Source organism: Bradyrhizobium ontarionense, from assembly GCF_021088345.1.
GTDB lineage: Bacteria > Pseudomonadota > Alphaproteobacteria > Rhizobiales > Xanthobacteraceae > Bradyrhizobium > Bradyrhizobium ontarionense.
Genome location: NZ_CP088156.1, coordinates 4,339,864 through 4,360,776, shown reverse-complemented (window position 1 = coordinate 4,360,776; position 20,913 = coordinate 4,339,864). Strand labels below are relative to the sequence as shown.

17 protein-coding genes are annotated in these 20,913 nt (G+C 64.7%); 11 read left to right on the top strand and 6 right to left on the bottom strand.

Annotation, left to right across the window (positions count from 1 at the left end; translation table 11 throughout):
• Positions 1-83: 83 nt before the first annotated feature.
• From LQG66_RS19345 to LQG66_RS19310, 8 genes are all read left to right on the top strand, one after another.
• Complete coding sequence (locus LQG66_RS19345) at positions 84-965, top strand: UTP--glucose-1-phosphate uridylyltransferase (protein ID WP_231317283.1); 882 nt, start codon at positions 84-86, stop codon at positions 963-965.
• Positions 966-1,144: 179 nt separating this feature from the next.
• Positions 1,145-1,402: a DUF7662 domain-containing protein gene (locus tag LQG66_RS19340; protein WP_231317282.1), complete on the top strand. Its 258-nt coding sequence runs from the start codon at positions 1,145-1,147 to the stop codon at positions 1,400-1,402.
• A 173-nt stretch (positions 1,403-1,575) separates the two neighbouring features.
• Positions 1,576-3,369, top strand: a complete 1,794-nt coding sequence (locus LQG66_RS19335; protein ID WP_231317281.1) for a peptide ABC transporter substrate-binding protein — start codon at positions 1,576-1,578, stop codon at positions 3,367-3,369.
• Between the two features lie 265 nt (positions 3,370-3,634).
• The gene (locus tag LQG66_RS19330) at positions 3,635-5,428 is read left to right on the top strand and encodes a peptide ABC transporter substrate-binding protein (protein WP_231317280.1); all 1,794 of its coding nucleotides are present in this window, start codon (positions 3,635-3,637) and stop codon (positions 5,426-5,428) included.
• Between the two features lie 44 nt (positions 5,429-5,472).
• Positions 5,473-6,432: an ABC transporter permease gene (locus LQG66_RS19325; protein ID WP_231317279.1), complete on the top strand. Its 960-nt coding sequence runs from the start codon at positions 5,473-5,475 to the stop codon at positions 6,430-6,432.
• A complete protein-coding gene (locus LQG66_RS19320) occupies positions 6,398-7,339 on the top strand; it encodes an ABC transporter permease (protein ID WP_231317278.1) in 942 nt (313 codons plus the stop codon). The genes LQG66_RS19325 and LQG66_RS19320 overlap by 35 nt, the downstream gene beginning before the upstream one ends.
• Positions 7,339-8,337, top strand: coding sequence for an ABC transporter ATP-binding protein (locus LQG66_RS19315; protein ID WP_231317277.1), 999 nt, complete (start codon positions 7,339-7,341; stop codon positions 8,335-8,337). The genes LQG66_RS19320 and LQG66_RS19315 overlap by 1 nt, the downstream gene beginning before the upstream one ends.
• Positions 8,337-9,350 carry an ABC transporter ATP-binding protein gene (locus LQG66_RS19310; RefSeq protein ID WP_231317276.1) on the top strand — a complete coding sequence of 338 codons (1,014 nt, stop codon included), beginning with the start codon at positions 8,337-8,339 and terminating at the stop codon, positions 9,348-9,350. Before LQG66_RS19315 ends, LQG66_RS19310 begins: the two co-directional genes overlap by 1 nt.
• A gap of 15 nt (positions 9,351-9,365) precedes the next feature.
• Here LQG66_RS19310 and LQG66_RS19305 read toward each other — a convergent pair whose 3' ends face one another.
• Together LQG66_RS19305 and LQG66_RS19300 are read right to left on the bottom strand one after the other, a co-directional pair.
• The gene (locus LQG66_RS19305; protein WP_231317275.1) at positions 9,366-11,351 is read right to left on the bottom strand and encodes a methyl-accepting chemotaxis protein; all 1,986 of its coding nucleotides are present in this window, start codon (positions 11,349-11,351) and stop codon (positions 9,366-9,368) included.
• 265 nt (positions 11,352-11,616) lie between these two features.
• Positions 11,617-13,479 (bottom strand): feruloyl-CoA synthase, encoded by a 1,863-nt coding sequence (locus LQG66_RS19300; protein WP_231317274.1) that lies wholly within the window; start codon positions 13,477-13,479, stop codon positions 11,617-11,619.
• Positions 13,480-13,779: 300 nt separating this feature from the next.
• Between LQG66_RS19300 and LQG66_RS19295 the strand changes: the two genes are divergently transcribed.
• Positions 13,780-14,256, top strand: coding sequence for a MarR family winged helix-turn-helix transcriptional regulator (locus tag LQG66_RS19295; protein WP_231317273.1), 477 nt, complete (start codon positions 13,780-13,782; stop codon positions 14,254-14,256).
• A 79-nt stretch (positions 14,257-14,335) separates the two neighbouring features.
• On the opposite strand, the gene LQG66_RS19290 is transcribed toward LQG66_RS19295, so the two are convergent.
• From LQG66_RS19290 to LQG66_RS19280, 3 genes are all read right to left on the bottom strand, one after another.
• Positions 14,336-14,878, bottom strand: coding sequence for a hypothetical protein (locus LQG66_RS19290; RefSeq protein ID WP_231317272.1), 543 nt, complete (start codon positions 14,876-14,878; stop codon positions 14,336-14,338).
• Between the two features lie 162 nt (positions 14,879-15,040).
• Positions 15,041-17,917: an EAL domain-containing protein gene (locus LQG66_RS19285; RefSeq protein WP_231317271.1), complete on the bottom strand. Its 2,877-nt coding sequence runs from the start codon at positions 17,915-17,917 to the stop codon at positions 15,041-15,043.
• A gap of 169 nt (positions 17,918-18,086) precedes the next feature.
• The gene (locus LQG66_RS19280; protein ID WP_231317270.1) at positions 18,087-19,085 is read right to left on the bottom strand and encodes an NAD(P)H-quinone oxidoreductase; all 999 of its coding nucleotides are present in this window, start codon (positions 19,083-19,085) and stop codon (positions 18,087-18,089) included.
• An 85-nt stretch (positions 19,086-19,170) separates the two neighbouring features.
• Here LQG66_RS19280 and LQG66_RS19275 point away from each other — a divergent pair, with 85 nt between their 5' ends.
• On the top strand, positions 19,171-19,362 hold the full coding sequence (locus LQG66_RS19275) for a DUF1192 domain-containing protein (protein WP_231317269.1): 192 nt from the start codon (positions 19,171-19,173) through the stop codon (positions 19,360-19,362).
• A 403-nt stretch (positions 19,363-19,765) separates the two neighbouring features.
• A complete protein-coding gene (rcdA, locus tag LQG66_RS19270) occupies positions 19,766-20,278 on the top strand; it encodes a protease adaptor protein RcdA (protein ID WP_231317268.1) in 513 nt (170 codons plus the stop codon).
• A 200-nt stretch (positions 20,279-20,478) separates the two neighbouring features.
• Here the strand turns inward: rcdA and rpmE are convergent, their stop codons facing one another.
• Positions 20,479-20,706: a 50S ribosomal protein L31 gene (gene rpmE / locus LQG66_RS19265; RefSeq protein ID WP_231317267.1), complete on the bottom strand. Its 228-nt coding sequence runs from the start codon at positions 20,704-20,706 to the stop codon at positions 20,479-20,481.
• Positions 20,707-20,913 lie beyond the last annotated feature (207 nt).

Sequence of the window (20,913 nt, the reverse complement as noted above, 5' to 3'; positions counted from 1 at the left end):
CCGCCTTTGTTCTCGGCTGCAAAACAGCTACCAACATGCGATCGATTTCGCATTCATATCGTCACAAGGTTTAGTCATCCCCCATGAAGATCCGCAAAGCCGTATTTCCGGTCGCCGGTCTCGGCACCCGCGTCCTTCCCGCCACCAAGGCGATGCCGAAGGAGATGCTGACGATCGTCGACAGACCGCTCATCCAGTATGTCTTCGACGAAGCCAGGGAAGCGGGGATCGAGCATTTCGTGTTCGTGACCGGCCGCAACAAGACGGCGATCGAGGATCATTTCGACCGCATGTATGAGCTCGACGCGACGCTCGCGGCGCGCGGCAAGAAGACCGAGATGGAGATCCTGGCGCGCGACCAGCCGGAGGCCGGCGCGGTCAGCTTCACCCGCCAGCAGGCCCCGCTCGGCCTCGGTCATGCGGTGTGGTGCGCGCGCGACATCATCGGCGACGACCCGTTCGCCGTGGTGCTGCCGGACGAGCTCGTGCTGAACACGCCGGGCTGTCTGGCGCAGATGATCGCGGCAGCCAATGAGCTGCCCGAGAAGAGCAACGTGCTCGCGGTGCAGGAGGTGCCGGCCGACCAGACCCATCAATACGGCATCTGCGGCGTCGGCAAGCGCGATGGCAAGATGTTCGAGGTCGACGGCATGGTCGAAAAGCCGGCCCAGGGCACCGCCCCGTCGAACTTCTCGATCACCGGGCGCTACATCCTGCAGCCGGAGATCTTCCAGATCCTGGCGACGCAGGAGCGCGGCGCCGGCGGCGAGATCCAGCTCACCGACGCGATGATCGGGCTGTCGAAGACGCAGAAATTCTACGGCGTGGACTTCGACGGCGAGCGGCATGATTGCGGCTCGAAGTCGGGCTTCCTGCGCGCCAACATCGCCTTCGCCATGGCGCGGGCCGATCTGCGCGACGGCCTGCGTGCCGACATGAAGAAATACCTCGACGGCAAGAGCTGAAGCCCGCCGCGGCTGGCGGCGTCATGCCGCCAGTGACGCCGCCACCGACGACGTTTGTCCGGCGGCGGTGGCGCAGCGGTTGCGGCCGGCCGCCTTGGCGTCGTACTTGGCGTCGTAGAGGCGGCGGGGCGTGTGCCGCCAAGGATGCCGCGCCGTGGATGCTACGATGGAGTTGAGACTTGCCGGACTATGATGCGCTCCGAGACTATCTCGAGCGGCAGACCCGTGCCGAGCTGGTGCTCAGTTACGAGGAGATCGAGGAGTTGCTCGGCGACAGCCTGCCACGCGCGGCGCAGCGTGCCTCGTGGTGGGACAGCCTGCGGAGCCCGCAGGAGAAGATGCCGCAGCGCGAGGCCTGCCTGGCCGCCGGCTATGTCGCGACCCGGATGCCCGACGGCAAGAGCGTCCGCTTTCGCAAGCAGAAGCGCCAACCGTGACGCTCCGCCGCTAGGCGGACCAGCGATCGTGCCTCTACGATCGCATGGGAACGATCGCATCGGACTGGCCCGGATCCTGCCTTCGGCTTCGGTCAGCTGCGATCCGCTCGCGCGGCGTTACGATTCGGAGAGGATCCGCGCCGTAGCATTGCCGGTAAATTGGAGACTTGAATATGGACGAACAGGACCTGCGCCGCGACGTCGCTGCGGTCAAGGAAGGGCGGCTGTCGCGCCGCGATTTCGTGCAGCGGATGCTCGCCGTCGGACTGACGGCACCGCTGGCCGGAATGATGCTGGCGCATGCCGGCGTCGCCATGGCGGCGCAGGCGTTTCCCTACAAGCCGACCAAGGCGGGTGGCGGTGGGCCGCTGAAGATCCTGCTGTGGCAGGCGCCGACGCTGCTCAATCCGCATTTCGCCATCGGCCTCAAGGATCAGGAGGCGGCGCGCGCCTTCTACGAGCCGCTCGCCGGGTGGGATGCCGACGGCAATCTGGTGCCGGTGCTCGCCGCTGAAATTCCCAGCGTGGCCAACGGCACCGTCGCGGCCGACGGCACCTCTGTCGTCTGGAAGCTCAAGCCGAGCGTGAAGTGGCACGACGGCCGGCCGTTCACGGCCGACGACGTCATCTTCAACTGGCAGTACGCCACCCATCCCGAGACGTCCGCGGTCACCATTGGCGACTACAAGGACATCAAGACGATCGAGCGGATCGACGACCACACCGTGCGGCTGGTGTTCGGGCAGCCGACGCCGCTGTGGTTCACGCCGTTCGTCGGCGCGCGCGGCGGGATCATTCCGAAGCATCTGTTCTCCGATTACATCGGAGCCAAGTCCCGCGAGGCGCCGAACAACCTGGCGCCGGTCGGTACCGGCGCCTATCTGTTCGTCGACTTCAAGCCGGGCGACATGCTCACGGCGAAGCTCAATCCCGACTATCACGTGCCCAACCGGCCGCATTTCGACACCCTGGAGATCAAGGGCGGCGGCGATGCGGTGTCGGCGGCGCGCGCGGTGCTGCAGACCGGCGAATATGACTACGCCTGGAATCTGCAGGTCGAGGACGAGATCCTGGTCAAGCTGGAGGCTGGCGGGACCGGCGTCGCCGAGATCGTGCCGACGGGGAATCTCGAATTCATCCTGCTCAATGCCACCGATCCGAATGTCGAGGTCGACGGCGAGCGGTCGAGCCTCAAGACCAGGCATCCGCTGTTCTCGGATCCCGCAGTGCGCGAGGCCATGAATTTGCTGATCGACCGCGCCTCGATCCAGAAGTTCATCTATGGCCGCGGCGGCATCGCCACCGCGAACAGCGTCAACAATCCCGAGCGCTACCGTTCGAAGAACGTGACCTTCGAGTTCAATGTCGAGAAGGCCAACCAGATTCTCGAAAATGCCGGCTGGAAGAAGGGGGCGAGCGGCGTTCGCGAGAAGGACGGCAAGCCGCTCAAGCTCGTGTTCCAGACCTCGACCAACGCGCCGCGGCAGAAGAACCAGGCGATCATCAAGCAGGCCTGCCAGAAGGCCGGCATCGAGCTCGAGCTGAAGTCGGTGGTGGGCTCGGTGTTCTTCTCCAGCGACGTCGCCAACCCCGACACCTACACGCACTTCTATTGCGACATGGAAATGCTCATGATCACGATGGCATCGCCCGAGCCGCAAGCCTTCATGACCCAGTACGTGTCATGGGAGGCCGCCAGCAAGGCCAACAAATGGCAGGGCCGCAACATCTCGCGCTGGCAGAACAAGACCTACGATGATCTCTACAACGAGCTGACCCGTGAGCTCGATCCGGTCAAGCGCGCCGCGCTCTACATCAGGCTCAACGACATCGTCTGCTCGGATCATCACGTGCTTCCCGAGCTCAACCGGCCGCGCGTCAGCGGAATCCGCAAGGGGCTGCAGACGCATTCGTCGGGCTGGGACAACGATCTGTGGCAGTTGCCGAGCTGGTATCGCGAGGCCTGAGGCGCAATCTCTGCGGCTATATGTCGGCGGAACATCCTGACGTAGTTCCGACGCCTGACGACGCTTAGTTCCATTTTCCGGGATGTCGTGCGGCAAGTATTTGCCGCACATGCGAAGTGCGACAATCATTCCCTTCCATAATACGAAATTGGCCCGGATTCTGCTTTGACAGTCGCTTCGAAGGCTGATCCAATTTTGTGCAGCTCCCGCGGATGCATGGCGTGGCGCTTTATTTGGGCATTCAGCATCACCTGGAGTCGATTGAATGAACGAGCGTGACCTCCGTAACCAGATCGCTGATGTCAAAGCGGGACGCCTGTCGCGGCGCGAATTTGTGCAGCGGATGATTGCCGTGGGGCTGACCGCGCCGATGGCCGGCACGATGCTCGCCCATTCCGGCGTGGCCTTCGCAGCCGAATCGATCGAGTACAAGCCGACCAAGGCCGGCGGCGGCGGCCCGCTCAAGCTGCTGTTCTGGCAGGCGCCGACGCTGCTCAATCCGCATTTCGCCAACGGCACCAAGGACCAGGAAGCCTGCCGGCTGTTCTACGAGCCGCTCGCCGGCTGGGACGCCGACGGCAATCTGGTGCCGATTCTCGCGGCCGAGATTCCGACCAAGGAGAACGGCCTGCTTGCCGCCGACGGCCTGTCCGTCACCTGGAAGCTGAAACAGGGCGTCAAATGGCACGACGGCAAGCCGTTCACCGCCGATGACGTCATCTTCAACTGGGAATATTCGGTCAATCCCGACACCGCCGCGGTGTCGGTCGGCAGCTATCGCGGCATCAAGTCGGCCGAGAAGATCGACGACTACACGGTGAAGCTGACGTTCAAGCAGACGACGCCGTTCTGGGCCGACGCCTTCGTCGCTGCCTACGGTCTCATCATCCCGAAGCATCTGTTCGCCGACTATATCGGCGGCAAGTCGCGCGAGGCGCCGGCCAATCTGAAGCCGGTCGGCACCGGTCCCTACATCTACGTCGACTTCAAGCCTGGCGATTCGATCTCCGCCAAGCGCAATCCCGACTACCATCAGGCGAACCGGCCGTATTTCGACACGGTCGAGGTCAAGGGCGGCGGCGATGCGGTGTCGGCGGCGCGCGCGGTGCTGCAGACCGGCGAATACGACTATGCCTACAATCTGCAGGTCGAAGATGAGATCCTGACCAAGCTGGAGGCCGGCGGACAGGGCAAGGCGCAGCTCACGGTGACCGGGCACATCGAATACATCGCGCTCAACGTCACCGATCCCTGGACCGAGGTCGACGGCGAGCGCGCGAGCGTCAAGACCAAGCATCCGTTCTTCACCGATCCGGCCGTGCGCAAGGCGATCAACCTCCTGATCGATCGTGGCTCGGTGCAGAAGTTCATCTATGGCCGCGCCGGCGTCGCGACCGCAAACTTCCTCAACAACCCCGAGCGCTTCCGTTCACCGAACAACAAGTTCGAGTTCTCGATCGACAAGGCCAATCAGATCCTCGAGGAGGCCGGCTGGAAGAAGAATTCGTCCGGCGTGCGCGAGAAGGACGGCAAGCCGATCAAGCTGGTGTTCCAGACCTCGATCAATGCGCCGCGCCAGAAGAATCAGGCGATCATCAAGCAGGCCTTCCAGAAGGCTGGCATCGAGGTCGAGCTGAAGTCGGTCGTGGCATCGGTGTTCTTCTCCTCCGATCCCGCCAACCCCGACACCTATCCGCACTTCTATTGCGACATGGAGATGTACCAGACCACCATGCCGCAGGCCGACCCTCAGTTCTTCATGAACCAGTTCACCTCGTGGGAAGTTGCCTCAAAGGACAACAAATGGCAGGGCCGCAACGTCTCGCGCTGGCAGAACAAGGACTATGACGAGACCTACAAGCAGGCCTCGAGCGAACTCGACCCGGTCAAGCGCGCGGCACTGTTCGTCAAGCTCAACGATCTCGTCGTTCAGGACAACTACATCCTCCCGGAGATCAACCGCCGCAACTGCATCGGCCTGAAGAACGGGATGGTCGCGAACAAGAGCGGCTGGGACAACGACCTTTGGCAGATCGCCAACTGGTATCGCGAGACCTGATCGCGCAGCCAGCATGACCAGCCAGACATCGTAGAGGTGGAGCGATGGGAAACTACCTTCTCAGGCGCCTCATCGTCGCCGTGCCGAGCCTGCTCGGCATCAGCCTCATCCTGTTCGTGCTGCTCGCACTCGCGCCGGGCGATCCGTTCGGCGAGCTTGCGAGCAACCCGAACATTCCCCCGGAGGTCCGCGAGGCCCTGCGCATCAAGTTCGGCATGGATGATCCGATCATGGTGCGCTACTTCCGCTGGCTGGTCGCCATGATCCATGGCGACTGGGGTTTCTCCTTTGCCAGCCGCGTCAATGTCGACACTCTGATCCTGCAGCGGATTCCGGCCACGCTCTACGTGGTCGGCACCGCGCAGCTGCTGGCGCTGATCGTGGCGATCCCGGTCGGCGTGCTGGCGGCACGGCGGCCGTATTCGATCTTCGACCAGATCGCCAACACCTTCGCCTTCATCGGCTTCTCGCTGCCGACCTTCTTCACCGGGCTGCTGCTGATCCTGATCTTCAGCGTCAATCTCGGCTGGCTGCCGTTCGTCTATCGTGCCGACATTCAGGCCACGGGATGGATGTGGTGGTGGGAGAACTTCAAGCAGGCGGTCATGCCGGTGACCGTGCTCGGCCTCTACCAGGCCGCCTCCTATACCCGCTACGTGCGCTCGGCCGTGCTCGACGTCATCAAGCTCGATTATGTCACGACCGCGCGCTCCAAGGGGCTCGACGAGAGCAGGGTGATCATCAAGCACGTCGTGCGCAACGCGCTGATCCCGGTGGTCACGCTGGTTGCGCTGCAGATGCCCACGGTGTTCGGCGGCGCCATCGTCACCGAGCAGATCTTCCGCATTCCCGGCATCGGCTCGCTCCTCATCAGCGCGATCCTTGCCAACGATACGCCTGTCATCATGGCGGTGACCTTCGTGTTCGCCTGCCTCGTCGTCCTCTTCAACCTCATCGCAGACATTTTGTATGGCTGGCTTGACCCACGCATCTCCTTCCGTTGAGACGGCAGTCGCGCCGGTTTCGAAAAAGCGCCGCTTCTCGCCGGGACGCGACGCTATCAGGCGCTTCCTGCGCCACCGCATGGCGGCCGTCAGCATCGCGGTGCTGACGCTGCTGGCGCTGGCGATCCTCGTCGGACCGTGGATCTGGCGGGTGCCGATCAACGAGATCGATTTCACCGCGCGCCTCGCGTCGCCGTCAGTGGATCATCCGTTCGGCACCGACGACCTTGGCCAGGATCTGCTGGCGCGCATGATCTATGGCGGACGCATCTCGCTCGCGGTCGGCTTCGCGGCCATGGCGGTCGGGCTATTTGTCGGCACCGTCATCGGCTCCATCGCCGGTGCATCCAAGGGGCCGGTCGATGCCGCTCTGATGTGGCTGACCGATCTGTTCCTGTCGCTGCCGCAGCTGCCGCTGCTGCTGCTCGTCATCTATCTGTTCCGCGATCTCCTGAAGGGCCTGGTCGGCCCGGAAGGTGGCACCTTCATCCTGATCGTGCTGGTGATCGGCGGCTTCCGCTGGATGCCGGTCGCGCGTCTCGTGCGCGCCCAGTTCCTGTCGCTGCGCGAGAAGGAGTTCGTGGAGGCTGCGCGTGCGCTGGGCGCTTCGAACGTCCGTCTCGTCGTCCGTCACATCCTGCCCAATGCGCTCGGACCCGTGATCGTCGCCGGCACGATCGACGTCGCCGCTGCGATCATTGCGGAATCGACGCTGTCGTTTCTCGGCCTCGGCTTTCCGCCCGACATTCCGACCTGGGGCCGGCTGCTGTTCGACGCCAAGGATTATCTCGATATCGCGCCGCATTGGGCGCTGTTCGCCGGCGGCGCGATCTTCCTCACCGTCATCGCGATCAACTTCATCGGTGATGGCCTGCGCGATGCGCTCGATCCGCGGAAGGTGATGTGATGGATGCTCACGTGACCCCGCTTCTCGAGATCAAGGGGCTGAAGACCTATTTCGACAGCGATGACGGCCAGGTTCAGGCCGTCGACGGCGTGGACATTTCGATCGACCGGGGCGAGACCCTGTGCGTGGTCGGCGAGTCCGGGTCCGGCAAGACCGTCACGGCGATGTCGGTGCTGAAGCTGATCGCGATGCCGCCGGGGCGCATCGTCGGCGGCCAGATCCTGTGGCAGGGCCGTGACCTCGTGCCGCTCGGTTCGTCCGAGATGAACAAGATCCGCGCCTCCGAGATCGCGATCGTGTTCCAGGAGCCGATGACCTCGCTCAATCCGGTCTACACGGTCGGCGACCAGATCGCGGAAGTGATCCGGCTGCACCAGGGCCTGTCCAAGCGCGCGGCGATGGCGCGGGCGGCTGAAATGCTGGCGTTGGTGCAGATCCCCAACCCGCAGCGTCGCGTGCACGACTATCCGCATCACTTTTCGGGCGGCATGCGCCAGCGCGTGATGATCGCGATGGCGCTGTCGTGCAATCCCAAGCTCCTGATCGCCGACGAGCCGACCACCGCACTCGACGTGACCATCCAGGCGCAGATCCTGGACCTGCTGCTCGACATGAAGGAGCGGCTCGGCATGTCGATCATGCTGATCACGCACGCGATGGGCGTCGTCGCCGAGGTCGCCCAGCGCGTCGTCGTGATGTATGGAGGTCGTGTTGCCGAGGAGGCGCCGGTCGAGCGCCTGTTCGCCAATCCGCGTCATCCCTATACCCAGGGACTGATCCGCTCGATCCCGCGCATCGATCTCGCGGCGGTCAAGAAGATCCGGCTCGAAAGCATCCCGGGCAGCGTGCCGAAGCTGGTCAATCCGCCGGAGGGCTGTCGCTTCGCCTCCCGCTGCCGCTTTGCCATTCCCGATTGCAGGCGCGCACAGCCTCCGCTGCGCGAGATCGAGCCCGGCCACAAGGTGGCGTGCATCCGCGCCGAAGAGACGTTGCTCTGATGATTGAACTCGCCACCTCTCCGAACGTTACTGCGCCAACCACCGTGCCGGCGCCCTTGCTCAGCGTGCGCAACCTGACCAAGGCGTTTCCGATCCGCGGCGGATTGCTGAAGCGCCAGATCGGCAGCGTGCGCGCGGTCGACGGCGTCAACTTCGACATCGAGCCGAGCGAGACCTTCGGCCTCGTCGGCGAGTCCGGCTGTGGCAAGTCGACCACGGGCCGCTGCGTGCTGCGGCTGATCGAGCCGAGCTCGGGCGAGCTGAGCTTCGAGGGCAAGGACGTGATCGCGCTGTCCGGCGAAGGCTTGCGCGCACTCCGTCGCGACATCCAGATCATCTTCCAGGATCCTTACGCCTCGCTCAATCCGCGCATGACCATCGGCGCCATCATCGGCGAGGCACTGACGATCCATGGGCTTACGACGTCGCGACAGCAATACGAGGCGCGCATCGTCCACCTGCTCGAGACCGTCGGCCTGCAGGCCGACCACATGACGCGCTACCCGCATGAATTCTCCGGCGGCCAGCGCCAGCGTATCGGCATCGCCCGGGCGATCGCGGTCGAGCCCAAGCTGATCATCTGCGACGAGCCGGTGTCGGCGCTCGACGTCTCGATCCAGGCCCAGGTGATCAATCTGCTGGAGGACCTGCAGCAGAAATTCGGCATCGCCTATCTGTTCGTCGCGCACGATCTGTCGGTGGTCGAGCACATCAGCCGTCGCGTCGCGGTGATGTACCTCGGCCGCATCGTCGAGACCGCGGCGTCACGTGATCTCTATTCGGCGCCGAAGCACCCCTACACCGAGGCACTGCTGTCGGCGGTGCCGATCCCCGATCCCTCCATCAAGCGCAAGCGCGTCCGGCTCAAGGGTGAGGTGCCGAGCCCGATCAATCCTCCGACCGGCTGCCACTTCCACACCCGCTGCCCGATCGCGAAGGACGTCTGCAGCAAGGAGGTGCCGCCCTTGAAGGCCAGCGCCGAGGGACATCTAGTCGCCTGTCATTTCCGTTGAGATAAGGTCGCGCGCTTACGCCGCCTGACGGTCCGAAACCAGAACCGTCAAGCGCGCTGCCTGCTCGGCATTCAGCGTGAACTGCACCAATGCGGTCCGATCGCCGACACGCGTCACGGTCCCCGGCAGATCGGAGATCATGCCGGCGATCTCAAGCGTCACGGATGCGTTGACCGACAGACGGACGGGGACCGCCTCGATCAAGGCCCCGCCGAGCGAGAGGTTGCGCACGGTGACGGCGACCGGCTCGCGATTCACCTGCAGGGTGCCCGGGCGGTTGATGTTGAGCCGGGTCGCGAGCCGGCGGTCGACATCGGCGGTCGAGCTCCGGATCACCCGCACCAGTTCGGTGCGGAGTCGCTGGACCTTCTCGGCGACAGTGCTGGAGCCGTCGCGGATGTCGGTCGAGCGACGGCCGGCCTCGCTGGCCTCTCGCGAGACCTCTGCGATCTGGGTCGCGACCTCGCGGGCCGCGGCCGAGGTCTCCTCGACCGTGCGCGAGATCTCCATGGTTACGCTGTTCTGAGCCTGGATCGCATCGGCGATCCCGGAGGAGACCGCTTCGACGTTGCGGATGACCTCGCCGATCGCGCCGATCGAGGTCACCGATGCGCGCGTGGAATCTTGAATCTCCGCGATCTGCTGCGCGATCTCGCTGGTCGCCTTCGCGGTCTGCTCGGCGAGCGACTTGACCTCGGAGGCGACGACCGCAAAGCCGCGGCCGGCCTCGCCTGCACGCGCCGCTTCGATGGTCGCGTTGAGCGCGAGCAGGTTGGTCTGGCCGGCAATCTCGCTGATCAGGCTGGTCACGGCGCCGACCTTGTCGGCGGCTTCGGACAGTTTCGCAATCGTGGCCTGGGCCTCGGATGAGGCGGCCACCGCCTTGCGCGTGAGCTCGCGCGACGAGTTGACCTGGCTGGAGATCTGCGAGATCGAGGCCGCGAGCTGCGAGGAGGCCTTGGCGACGGTCTGCGTCGTCGCAAGCGCCTGCTCGGCGGCTGCAGCGACGCTGCTCGAATTCCGTTCAAGCGTCAGCGCACTCTCGGTCATCGACTCGGCATTGGTGGCCATATGGCCGGTGCCTTCGGCAACTTCGTTGACGGCGGTGCTCGCGGCAAGTTCGACCGCCTCGGCCATCTCCTTCAGCGCCTTGCTCTTGATGCGCTCGGCCACCTGACGCTGTTCGTCTTCGAGCATCGCCGTCTGCTGCGCCTTCTCCTCGATCTTCTGCCTGAACTGCTCGATCGAGCGCGCCATGTCGCCGAGTTCGTCGCTGCGGGTCAGGCCCGGCAGCTTGATCTCGAAATTGCCGAGGCTGAGCTGGGTCAATGCGCCGCTCATCGACGCCAGCGCCGACGACATCCGTCGCGCGATGACCAGCGTGACGGCGCCGAGCACGAGAATCACCAGCATGGCAGCAATGAACACGCCGCGCTTGCTCTCCCACATCTGGGCTTCGAGATCGTCGACATAGACGCCGGTGCCGATGATCCAGCCCCAGGGCTCGAAGCCCGCGACATAGGACATCTTCGGCTGCGGCGCGTCCTTGCCCGGCTTGGGCCACATGTAGTCGACGACGCCGGCACCCTGGCGCTTCACGACATCAACCATCTCCACGAACAGGCGCTTGCCGGTCGGATCCTTGTTGTCGGCGAGAGCCTGACCGTTCAATTCGGGCTTGACCGGATGCATGACCATCTTCGGAACCATGTCGTTGATCCAGAAGTAGTCGCCGCTGCCGTAGCGCAGCTTTCCAATTCGCTCGGCCGCCATCTTCTGTGCCGCTTCGGGCGCCACCTTGTCGCGCGCGATCGTGTCGTATTCCTCGCGTGCGATACTCAGCGCCGTCTGGGCCAGATGGCTGAGTTCGCTCTGCCGCTGTTCTTTGAGCGCGGTTGCGAGATTCTGGCTCTGGGTCGCGGCAAGACCGGCAAGGCCGCAGAACGACAGGCCGATGATCGCGTAGATGCGGAGAGCGAGCGAGAAACGCGGCTGAGCCATGGGGAATCCGGCACGAGAGGCTGAAGATGCGAGCAACTCTAAAGATTTGCAGTTGATGTCGGGTTAAATGCAATTGGTAGTATATTGCCGCGGGCGAAATGGCCGCACGTAGTTGTACGGATGATCTTTTGAAAGTGAGTTAGAGCGTGATGCGCTTCGATTGAAGCGGGTCGCCAGCCACGATCTCGGTTCGCCGCTCCGCATCGGAGGCGAGACGAGCTTGGCTCCGGACGATGCCGCGCGACATCGCTGTCCTGCCTCGTGTTCAGTTCACCGCACCCGGTCTGATCAGGTCGGGCGCGGCGTCATCCTGCAGCCTGGCCACGAGGTCGGCGCGGCGGGAGAGAGCGGCGCGCTGGTTGATATAGCCCTTGTCGGTGATCTCGCCGGCATCGAGTGATGGCGGCTCCGCCATCAAAAGTGCGCGCGTCGCGTAGCGCGACGAGCCGACTGCCTCGGCGCGCAGTGTTGCCAGCCCCTGCGCGATGCCGTTGCGCACGGCCGGATGCGCAAGCACGCCGCTGACCGAGGCCGTGTCGGCAAGGCCGGCCTTGGCGCGGCACGCCGCGAGGTTGGGTACGACCAGGAAATGCACCTCGTCGGTGCCGTGGCCGGCGATCACGATGTCCTGGGCCAGCGGCGCCAGCGCGGCGATGCCGGCGACGCGCAGTGCGCCGACATTCACCCACGTGCCGGAGCTGAGCTTGAAATCCTCGGTGATGCGGCCGTCGAAGAACAGGCCGCGCTCCGGATGATCCGGATCGGCGAGCTTCACGGCGTCGCCGATCTTGTAGAAGCCCTCCTCGTCGAACGCTGCTGAAGTGAGCTCCGGCGCCTTCCAATAGCCCGGCGTCACGTTCGGTCCGCGCACGCGAATCTCGAGCTTCTCGCCTGATGGCACTAGCTTGAGCTCGGTGCCGGGAATCGGCACGCCGATATTGCCGGCGCGCTCGGCAAAGAAATGGCAGTCGGTCGCGAGCGGCGAGGTCTCGGTGGCGCCCCAGGCCGAGATCAGCGGCGCCGACCGGCCGATCGTCGCCTGGCTCATCTCGTTGAGCGCATCCCACAGATTCTGCGGCAGCGCCGCGGCTGCGTAGAAGATGCATCTGACGCCGGAGAAGAAGGCTTTGCTCAGCTCCTCGTCCGTCTTCAGCGCCGCGACCAGCATGTCGAAGCCGCGCGGCACGTTGAAATAGATGGTCGGCATCACGCTGCGCAGATTGGACAGCGAGGTCTCGAACAGGCCCGGCGCCGGCTTGCCGCCGTCGATGTAGAGCGAGCCGCCCTGGGCCAGCACCAGGTTGAAATTGTGATTGGCGCCGAAGGTGTGACTCCAGGGCAGCCAGTCGACGATGACGGGGCCGCCCTCGACATCGCGCAGAAACGTCCACAACTGCGCCTTGGCCTGCTGGCTCGTCGTCAGCATCCGCTGCGTGTTGATGACGGCCTTGGGGAGCCCGGTCGAGCCCGAGGTGAACAGCAGTTTTGCAATCGTGTCAGGCGTCACCGCGGCGAAGGCGCTGTTGACCTCGGAGCCGGGCTTTGTCGCGATCACCGCCTGCAGCGGGACCGCGCTGCTTCCGTCGCTATCACCGGCAATGATAGGCGCCCGGTGCAGTCCCTCGATCGCCGCCAGCGCGCGCGCGAACGCGCCGCGCTGTGCGACGAAGATGGCGCCGGGATCGAGCAGCCGGATCATCGCCCGCAGCTTCTCGTGGTCGGTCGACATCAGCGAATAGGCCGGCGAGATCGCGCAGACGGGCACGCCGACATGCTGCGCGGCGAGCGCCAGCACGGCATGTGCGATGCTGTTGTCGGAGAGGATCGCGAGCGGACGGTCGGGACTGAGGCCTTGCGCGAGCATCCAGGCCGCGGCGGCGCGGACCTGCGCCAAGGTCTCTCCATAGCTGAGCCGGGTCCAGCCGTCACCGTCGCGTTCGGCCAGGAAGGTGCGATCCGGCACGGTCCGCGCCCAGTGCTCGAGCCATTCGCCGCTGCAGCGTGCGGCCGGCAGCAGCGGCATGCGCGAGCGCAGGATGATGGCGCCATCGTCGCGCGTCGTGGCCTCGACCGACGGTGCGGCGAACATGGCAGGCTTGGCATCGAGGTGACGCCCGGTGCTAACCATGGCGCGCCTCCGTGCCGCTGGAGGCCGTATAGGACACCGCAAGGCGCGCGGATGAGATGTCGCCGGACACGACGCGGAAAGACACGCGAAACGCTCCATTGCACCGCCGCATTGCCGTCGCAATGCGGTCAACCGCAGCCGTCGAGGACGACATGGCTCCTCCATCTTCTCTGGTATTCGTTGTCGGCGACACTAACAGAATAGTTGCACTTTGCAATTATTGCAGATGTAACCAATTGCGGCGGCTTGTTCTCGCGATGCTGCCGGTCTAGGCATGGGCGTTCACAGCGGCGAGACAGCATGGCCAAGAGCGCAGGCGCCAGGGCGCAACGAGACGCGAGGCAGGATGCCGGGATCGGCCTCGGCGAGCTCGAGAACCATCTCGGCTACTTCGTCCGCCGCCTCCAGCATTGGATCTTCCGCGACGTCAATGCGGCGCTCGCTGCCGTCGACCTCGACGTCATCAGCTATTCGCTCCTGGAGACGATCGCGGCCAATCCGGGCACGACGCAGATCGCCGTCGCCGGCGCGCTCGGCATCGAGCGCGCGCGCATGGTCGGCCTGCTCGACGATCTGCAGCAGGCCGGACTGATCGTGCGCGAACGCTCCGAGCAGGACCGCAGGGCGCATGCGCTCGGCCTCACACCCCGTGGTCGCCTGATCCTGAAGAAGGCCAACGCGCAGATCTCCGCCCACGAGAAGCGCGTGGCGCGTCGGCTTGGCGCCGACAACTATCGCCGGGCGCTCGCGGCGCTGTCGCAGTTCGAGACGGATTAGGCTGCAACGAGTGGCCGGCAGGTGTGGCATGCGCTGTCCGTCGGACAATCCATGAAGCGGCGCTCTTGTCGACGGGTCCTTAGAAGGTGGTGCCGAAAGTATCGCCCACGAAAAGCGGTGGGCGATCACGTTTACCAGCGCCAAATTCGAGCCGGGCGCGAGCCCATAGCACGCTGCTTTCGTAGAGGTCCTTGTCCAGCTCCTGCTGACGCATGTGCGTCCAATTCACAGGCGAGTAGTAGCTGCTGCATGAAGAGGGATCTTGTAGCGTTCCGTCAGCGGCCAACTTGCACCATTGACGCCGTTCGTCCATGGCAGCCCAGACAGTGCCGCCTCTGAAGCAGTCGAGTGCGCGATAGCGCGGCGCGATGATGTCGTGGCCGTCGGCGTCGCGGATTCCCCACATCCCGTCTCGGTCGAACAGCGTCCTGCCATCGCCGCAGTTGAGAACCTCGCGGCGGTCGAATCGTGTCGACCTAGGGAAATAAAAGAACAACTGCTGTTCGTCGGCCGTGCTCGCCGAGGTCTGCGGCTCAGCAGCGAAGACGATGTCACCAACGGACGATGTCACGACTATGATCGGGAAGGCGATGCCCAATGCCGCGTTCGTCCAGGCGCCCATCAGCATCACTCCCATATCAGGTCGAACCGCAATGGCGTAATATTCTACCTCAAGCTATCTAAAATAAAAGATGCATCTTTGAGCTGAGTATCGTTCGCCGCACCCGCTTGGCGCGGCTGGGCGCGCTCGTTTCCTGCAGATCGGATCACGGGAGCGGCCGTCTCAGCTCGCGGCTTCCAGCCGCTCTTCCGTCAGCAGCCGCATCGCGGCGTCGGCGTCCATCGGCTCGCCGAAAGCATAACCTTGCGCGTATTCGCAGCCGAGCTGATAAAGCTCGACGGCATCGGAGTCCGACTCCGCGCCTTCCGCCACCACGTCCATGCCGAGATCGTGCGCCAGCGCGATGATCGATTTGAGGATCACCGGGCGGGTGCCGCGCGCGGTGGTGCGCACGAACGACTGGTCGATCTTGAGCGTGTCGAACGGGAAGCGCTGCAGATAAGCGAGCGAGGAGTGGCCGGTGCCGAAATCGTCGATCGACAGGCCGACGCCGAGCTCGCGGATGCGGGTCAGCATCTGCGCGGCATGCTCGGGGTTTTCCATCACCAGCGATTCCGTGAGCTCGATCTTGAGCGAGCCGCGCGCGACCGAGGAGCGCGCCAGCACCGAGCGGATGTCGTGGATGAGATCGTGGCGCAAGAGCTGGCGCGAGGAGACGTTGACGCTGGCGAAGATCGGCTCGCGCGAGCGCATCGCGCGCTGCCATACCGCGAGCTGCCGCGCGGTCTGGTCGAGCACGAAGGTGCCGAGATCGACGATCAGGCCGATCTCCTCGGCGATGGTGATGAACTCGATCGGCGACATCCGTCCGAGTTTTGGATGATCCCAGCGCGCCAAGGCCTCGAAGCCCGCGATCGAGCGATCCTCCAGCCGCACGATCGGCTGGTACAGGATCGTGATCTCCTGGCGCTCGATCGAGCGGCGCAGCTCGCTCTCCAAGGTGAGGCGGTCGTTCTTGCGCGCGCGCATCGCCGGCTTGTAGACGTCGATACGGTCGCCGCCGATGCGCTTGGAGTGATACATCGCAAGCTCGGCGTCCTTGATGATGTCCTCCGACAGCTGGACCTGCGGATCGGACAGCGCGAGCCCGATCGAGGCGGTCAGGAAGATCTCGCGCTCGTTGAAGGCGATCGGCGCGCGGACGGTCTTGCGGATGGTCTCGGCGAAGGCGGTGATGCGCGCCGGGTCCTGCTCGGACAGCAGGATCAGGCCGAACTGATCGCCGGCCAGCCGCGCCAAGGTGTCCTGGGGTTTCAGGATGCGCGACAGCCGGCGCGCCAACGTGAGAAGGATGGAATCGCCGACCGCGATGCCGACGGAATCGTTGACCTGCTTGAAGCGGTCGAGATCGATCACCATCAAGGTCGGCCGCATGGTCGGCATCGACTTGGCGAAATTGGCGACGGCGGCGAGGCGATCGATGAACAGCTTGCGGTTGGGCAGGCCGGTCAGGTTGTCGTGCACGGAATCGTGGAGCAGGCGCTCCTCGGCGTTCTTGAATTCGGTCACGTCGGTGAGCGTGCCGACGACGCGCGAGACCTCGCCGTCGGAGCCGACCACGGGCCGCGCCTTCAGCGCGAACCACATGAAATGGCCGTCGGGCGTGCGCAGCCGGAAGTCCTGCACCAGGCGGCCGCGGCGCTGATCGAGCACGCTGTCGAGCGCGGCGCGGAAGCGGTCCTGGTCGAGCGGATGCAGCACTTCGAGCCATTTCGCAGCGGGACCTTCGAGCGTACCGCGCTTGAGGCCCAGCAGGGTCTCGGTCTCCGGGCTGGTGAACACCTTGTCGGCGGAGACGTCCCAGTCCCAGATCAGATCGCCGGAGCCGGTCAGCGCCAGCGCCCGACGCTCGACGTCGGAGACGATGCCGGTGGTGGCGCCGCCGCCGGCGAAGGCGTGCTGCATCACCGTGAAGCCGATCAGCATCACGATCAGCACCAGGCCGCCGAGCAGAGCCGGCCCGACGATGTCGTTGGTGACCTGGCCCGCCACCGTCATGCCGGCGGCGCCGACCCACACCGTGAGCAGGAACCAGGTCGGGATCAACAGCACCGCACGATCGAAGCCGTGGCTGGAGAGATAGACGATCAGCGCGAAGCCGACGACCGCGATCAGGAGCAGCGATATGCGGGCGATGCCGGAGGCGACCGCGGGATCGAACAGCGCGACCGCGACCAGTGATCCCAAGAAGAACAGCCAGCCCAGCGTGATGTGCGAATAGCGGACGTGCCAGCGCGACAGATTGAGATAGGCAAACAGGAACACCAGCAGCGTGGCCGCGAGGATCGCCTCGCCGGAGGCGCGCCACACCCGCTCGGCATTGTTCGACATGTCCAGGACCTTGCCCCAGAAGCCGAAATCGACGCCGATATAGACCAGCACCGCCCAGGCCAGCGCCGCGGCGGCCGGGAACATGATGCTGCCCTTGACCACGAACAGGATGGTGAGCACGAGGGCGAGGAGCCCGGAAATGCCGATCACGATGCCCTGGTACAGCGTGAACGAGTTGACCTTGTCCTTGTAGGATTCCGGCTCCCACAGATAGAGCTGCGGCAGCTTGTCGGTGCGCAGCTCCGCCACGAAGGTGACGACCGCGCCGGGATCGAGGGTGACGCGGAACACGTCGGCGGTCGGGCTCTCCTGGCGCTCGGGCAGATCGCCGATCGAGGGCGTGATCGTGGCGATTCGCGACAGGCCGAGATCCGGCCACAAGACGCCGGAGCCGACCACGCGGTAATGCGGCGCGACGATCAGGCGGTCGAGCTGGTCGTCGGTGTTGTTGGCCAGCGCGAACACGATCCAGTTCTGGCCGCCTTCGCGGGCACGGACCTCGATGCGGCGGACGATGCCGTCGGTGCCGGGCGCGGTGGAGACCTGGATGCGGTCGTTCTCGCTGCGCTGATGGTCGAGGATGCCGGTCAGGTCGATGGCAGGCGCGTCGCTGCGGACGCTGACGGCGTCAACGGCCTGAGCGGGGGCAGCGGCACCACACATCACGAGGCCCAGCGCCAAGGACGCCAGGCACCTGATCAGACGCAATGTCAAATCTCCGCGTTCGACGCCAAATCAAAGCGAAACAGATCAAACTGAAAGCCGTGTTCGCAGAGTGAATTGGAGCCGTTACAGGCACGGTTCAGATGTGCGCGATCATTGGCACGAAAGCGAGGAAAATCAAAGAGTTTCCAAACACTCTCTGTTTAGGGGTTGTCTAGATTTCCAACACAATTTTGCCAATATGTTGGCTGGTCTCCATGCGTGCATGGGCGTGCGCCGCACCGCTGAGTGGAAAGGTCGAATCCATCAGCGGCTTGATGCGACCCTCACGCAGGAACGGCATCACCTTGGCCTCGATCGCCGCCACCATCGCCGCCTTGTCGGCGTTGCTGCGGGGACGCAGGGTCGAGCCGGTATGAGTGAGGCGCTTGATCATCAGCTTGACGAAATTGACGGTCGCCTTGGGACTGCTAAGGAATGCGATCTGGACGATGCGGCCGTCGGTAGCCGCCGCGTCATAATTACGCTCGATATAGTCGCCGCCGACCATGTCGAGAATGACGTTGGCGCCCTTGCCGCCGGTCGCCTCCTTGACCACGGCGACGAAATCCTCGGTCTTGTAATTGATGGCGCGGTCGGCGCCGAGCTTCAGGCAGGCGTCCGCCTTGTCCTGCGAGCCGACGGTAACCAGCACCTTGGCGCCGAACGCCTTGGCGAGCTGGATCGCCATGGTGCCGATGCCGGAGGAGCCGCCATGGACCAGCAGGGTCTCGCCTTCCTTGAGGCCGCCGCGCTCGAACACGTTGTGCCAGACCGTCATCAGGGTTTCCGGCAGGGCGCCGGCTTCGAGAATGGAGAGGGCAGGCGGCACGGCCATGGCCTGGGCATCCTGCGCGATGCAATATTGCGCGTAGCCGCCGCCGGCCACCAGCGACATCACGGTGTCGCCGAGCTTGTGCCTGACGGCGCCCTCGCCGAGTGCCACGACCTCGCCGGCGACCTCGAGCCCTGGCAGGTCGCTGGCGCCGGGCGGCGGCGGGTAGCTGCCGGAGCGCTGGGCGACGTCGGGACGGTTAACGCCGGCGGCCTTCACCCGGATCAGGATCTCGCCGGGGCCGGGCTGCGGCACCGGGCGGGTCTCGGGCTTGAGCACCTCGGGTCCGCCGGGCTTGCTGATGGCGACCACCGTCATTTGCGCGGGCAGCTGTTCCATGAGAAATCCTCCAGCGGGAGATGAAGCGGGTGCTGGGGCGTGCTTAAGCCAGCCGGGGCATGGCTGGCAACCGGGAGAGGGTGCGATGGCAAATATGGACGAAGACCGGCCGCGCAGGGCCGTTTCGCATGAGATTGGGCAGGATCTCTCGATGCTGTCGGTCGAGGAGCTGACCGGCCGGGTGGCGCTGCTGCGCGCCGAGATCGAGCGGATCGAGCAGGCGGTGGCGAAGAAGCGCGCCTCGCGCGACGCCGCGGCCAGCATTTTCAAGTCCTGACCAAATGCTGCACGTAACCCAGTGCGGCACGTAGAAACACGGTCGGCCAGTGGCCGACATGGCTAACGAAGTTTGAAAAATTTTCGCCATTTACGGTTGATTAAGCTTTCGCGTTTACAACCGGACCCGTCCTCGTTTGGACACCGAGTGGCTCCTGTCCACTCTGTTTGACGCCTCCCTGTTATCAACTTCAAAGCCGCCGGAAACGGCGGCTCTTTTTTGCGTTGTCCAACGACCGCTCCCGCAGTGCGAGCGGTACGACCGGCGCCCGCGCGCCCCACGCCGTGGAAACCATAAAAGGCGTTGCCGCTGGACTCTCGAAAGCTCCCGCGCAATGATTTGTTCATCATACCGGCGAGGTTGCCGGGTTGGCGTAAACAGTCGCGTATAAGAGGCGTTAACCATGTCGGACCGTTTGCTGGGCGATGGGGCTCTTGTTCAATTCAATGAGCGGCTCACCAATTCCGCCGCGTTCGGCGCGCTGTTCCGGGAAGGCATGGACCTGGTCGAGGAGACCGCCGCCTATCTCGACGGCGACGGCCGCAACGAGGCCAAGGCGCTCGATCGCGCCGTCAGCCTGACCTACGCGACGGAGAGCATGCGGCTGACGACGCGCCTGATGCAGCTCGCCTCCTGGCTGCTGCTGCACCGGGCCGTGAAGGAAGGCGAGATGACCCTGAGCCAGGCCAATCGCGAGAAGACCAAGGTCAAGCTCACCGCCGCCGACCCGGGAGCGGACGACCTCCTGGAGCAGCTGCCGCAGCAGCTGCAGGACCTGATCACGCGCTCGATGAGCCTGCAGGCACGGGTCCGCCGGCTTGACTCCACCATCCATTCCCCGCCGCCGGACCAGAGCGCCATCGGCAATCCCCTGGTTCCGCACCTCAACCGGCTGAAGGCCGCCTTCGAGCGGTAAAGCCTTCGCGTCCCGGCGGCTCGGCTGTCGGCCGGGCTGCGCCGGCCGGGCCGCTACGCCCGGCTCTGCCGCCCAGCGGATAGACACCAGCGGATAGACAGACGAGCCGATAGACAAAAACGCCCCCGTTTCCGGGGGCGTTTTGCTGTGAGCAACCACGGCGGCGGGCGCCAAGGCCCGCGCCGAAGGTCCAAAGGGCATCAATCCTTCTTGAGGAAGCCCTGGAATTTCTTCTGGAAGCGCGACACGCGGCCGCCGCGATCGAGCAGCTGCTGGCTGCCGCCGGTCCAGGCCGGGTGCGACTTGGGATCGATGTCGAGGTTGAGCTTGTCGCCCTCTTTGCCCCAGGTCGAGCGGGTCTGGTACTCGGTGCCGTCGGTCATCACGACCGTAATCGTATGATAATTCGGGTGAATGTCGGCTTTCATGGCGGATCCTAAGGCACGATGCGAAGACATGACGCGGCGCCGTCGCGCCTGATCCTGTCGTCATTGAAGGGGGACAATTGGCGGGCTCTATATCCCAAGGTCCCGCCCAAAACAAGCCAAGGTCGCGCGCGAGCACCTTGGTATGTTTCCGGATTTGCCAAGTCCCGTCGGGCAGGCCTATCAGGGCGGTACATTAAAAGAATTCTC

Coding starts and splice junctions, on each gene's coding strand:
- LQG66_RS19345 (WP_231317283.1), top strand. CDS start 84: ATGAAGATCCGCAAAGCCGTATTTCCGGTCGCCGGTCTCGGCACCCGC.
- LQG66_RS19335 (WP_231317281.1), top strand. CDS start 1,576: ATGGACGAACAGGACCTGCGCCGCGACGTCGCTGCGGTCAAGGAAGGG.
- LQG66_RS19330 (WP_231317280.1), top strand. CDS start 3,635: ATGAACGAGCGTGACCTCCGTAACCAGATCGCTGATGTCAAAGCGGGA.
- LQG66_RS19325 (WP_231317279.1), top strand. CDS start 5,473: ATGGGAAACTACCTTCTCAGGCGCCTCATCGTCGCCGTGCCGAGCCTG.
- LQG66_RS19320 (WP_231317278.1), top strand. CDS start 6,398: ATGGCTGGCTTGACCCACGCATCTCCTTCCGTTGAGACGGCAGTCGCG.
- LQG66_RS19315 (WP_231317277.1), top strand. CDS start 7,339: ATGGATGCTCACGTGACCCCGCTTCTCGAGATCAAGGGGCTGAAGACC.
- LQG66_RS19310 (WP_231317276.1), top strand. CDS start 8,337: ATGATTGAACTCGCCACCTCTCCGAACGTTACTGCGCCAACCACCGTG.
- LQG66_RS19305 (WP_231317275.1), bottom strand. CDS start 11,351: ATGGCTCAGCCGCGTTTCTCGCTCGCTCTCCGCATCTACGCGATCATC.
- LQG66_RS19300 (WP_231317274.1), bottom strand. CDS start 13,479: ATGGTTAGCACCGGGCGTCACCTCGATGCCAAGCCTGCCATGTTCGCC.
- LQG66_RS19295 (WP_231317273.1), top strand. CDS start 13,780: ATGGCCAAGAGCGCAGGCGCCAGGGCGCAACGAGACGCGAGGCAGGAT.
- LQG66_RS19290 (WP_231317272.1), bottom strand. CDS start 14,878: ATGGGCGCCTGGACGAACGCGGCATTGGGCATCGCCTTCCCGATCATA.
- LQG66_RS19280 (WP_231317270.1), bottom strand. CDS start 19,085: ATGGAACAGCTGCCCGCGCAAATGACGGTGGTCGCCATCAGCAAGCCC.
- LQG66_RS19275 (WP_231317269.1), top strand. CDS start 19,171: ATGGCAAATATGGACGAAGACCGGCCGCGCAGGGCCGTTTCGCATGAG.
- rcdA (WP_231317268.1), top strand. CDS start 19,766: ATGTCGGACCGTTTGCTGGGCGATGGGGCTCTTGTTCAATTCAATGAG.
- rpmE (WP_231317267.1), bottom strand. CDS start 20,706: ATGAAAGCCGACATTCACCCGAATTATCATACGATTACGGTCGTGATG.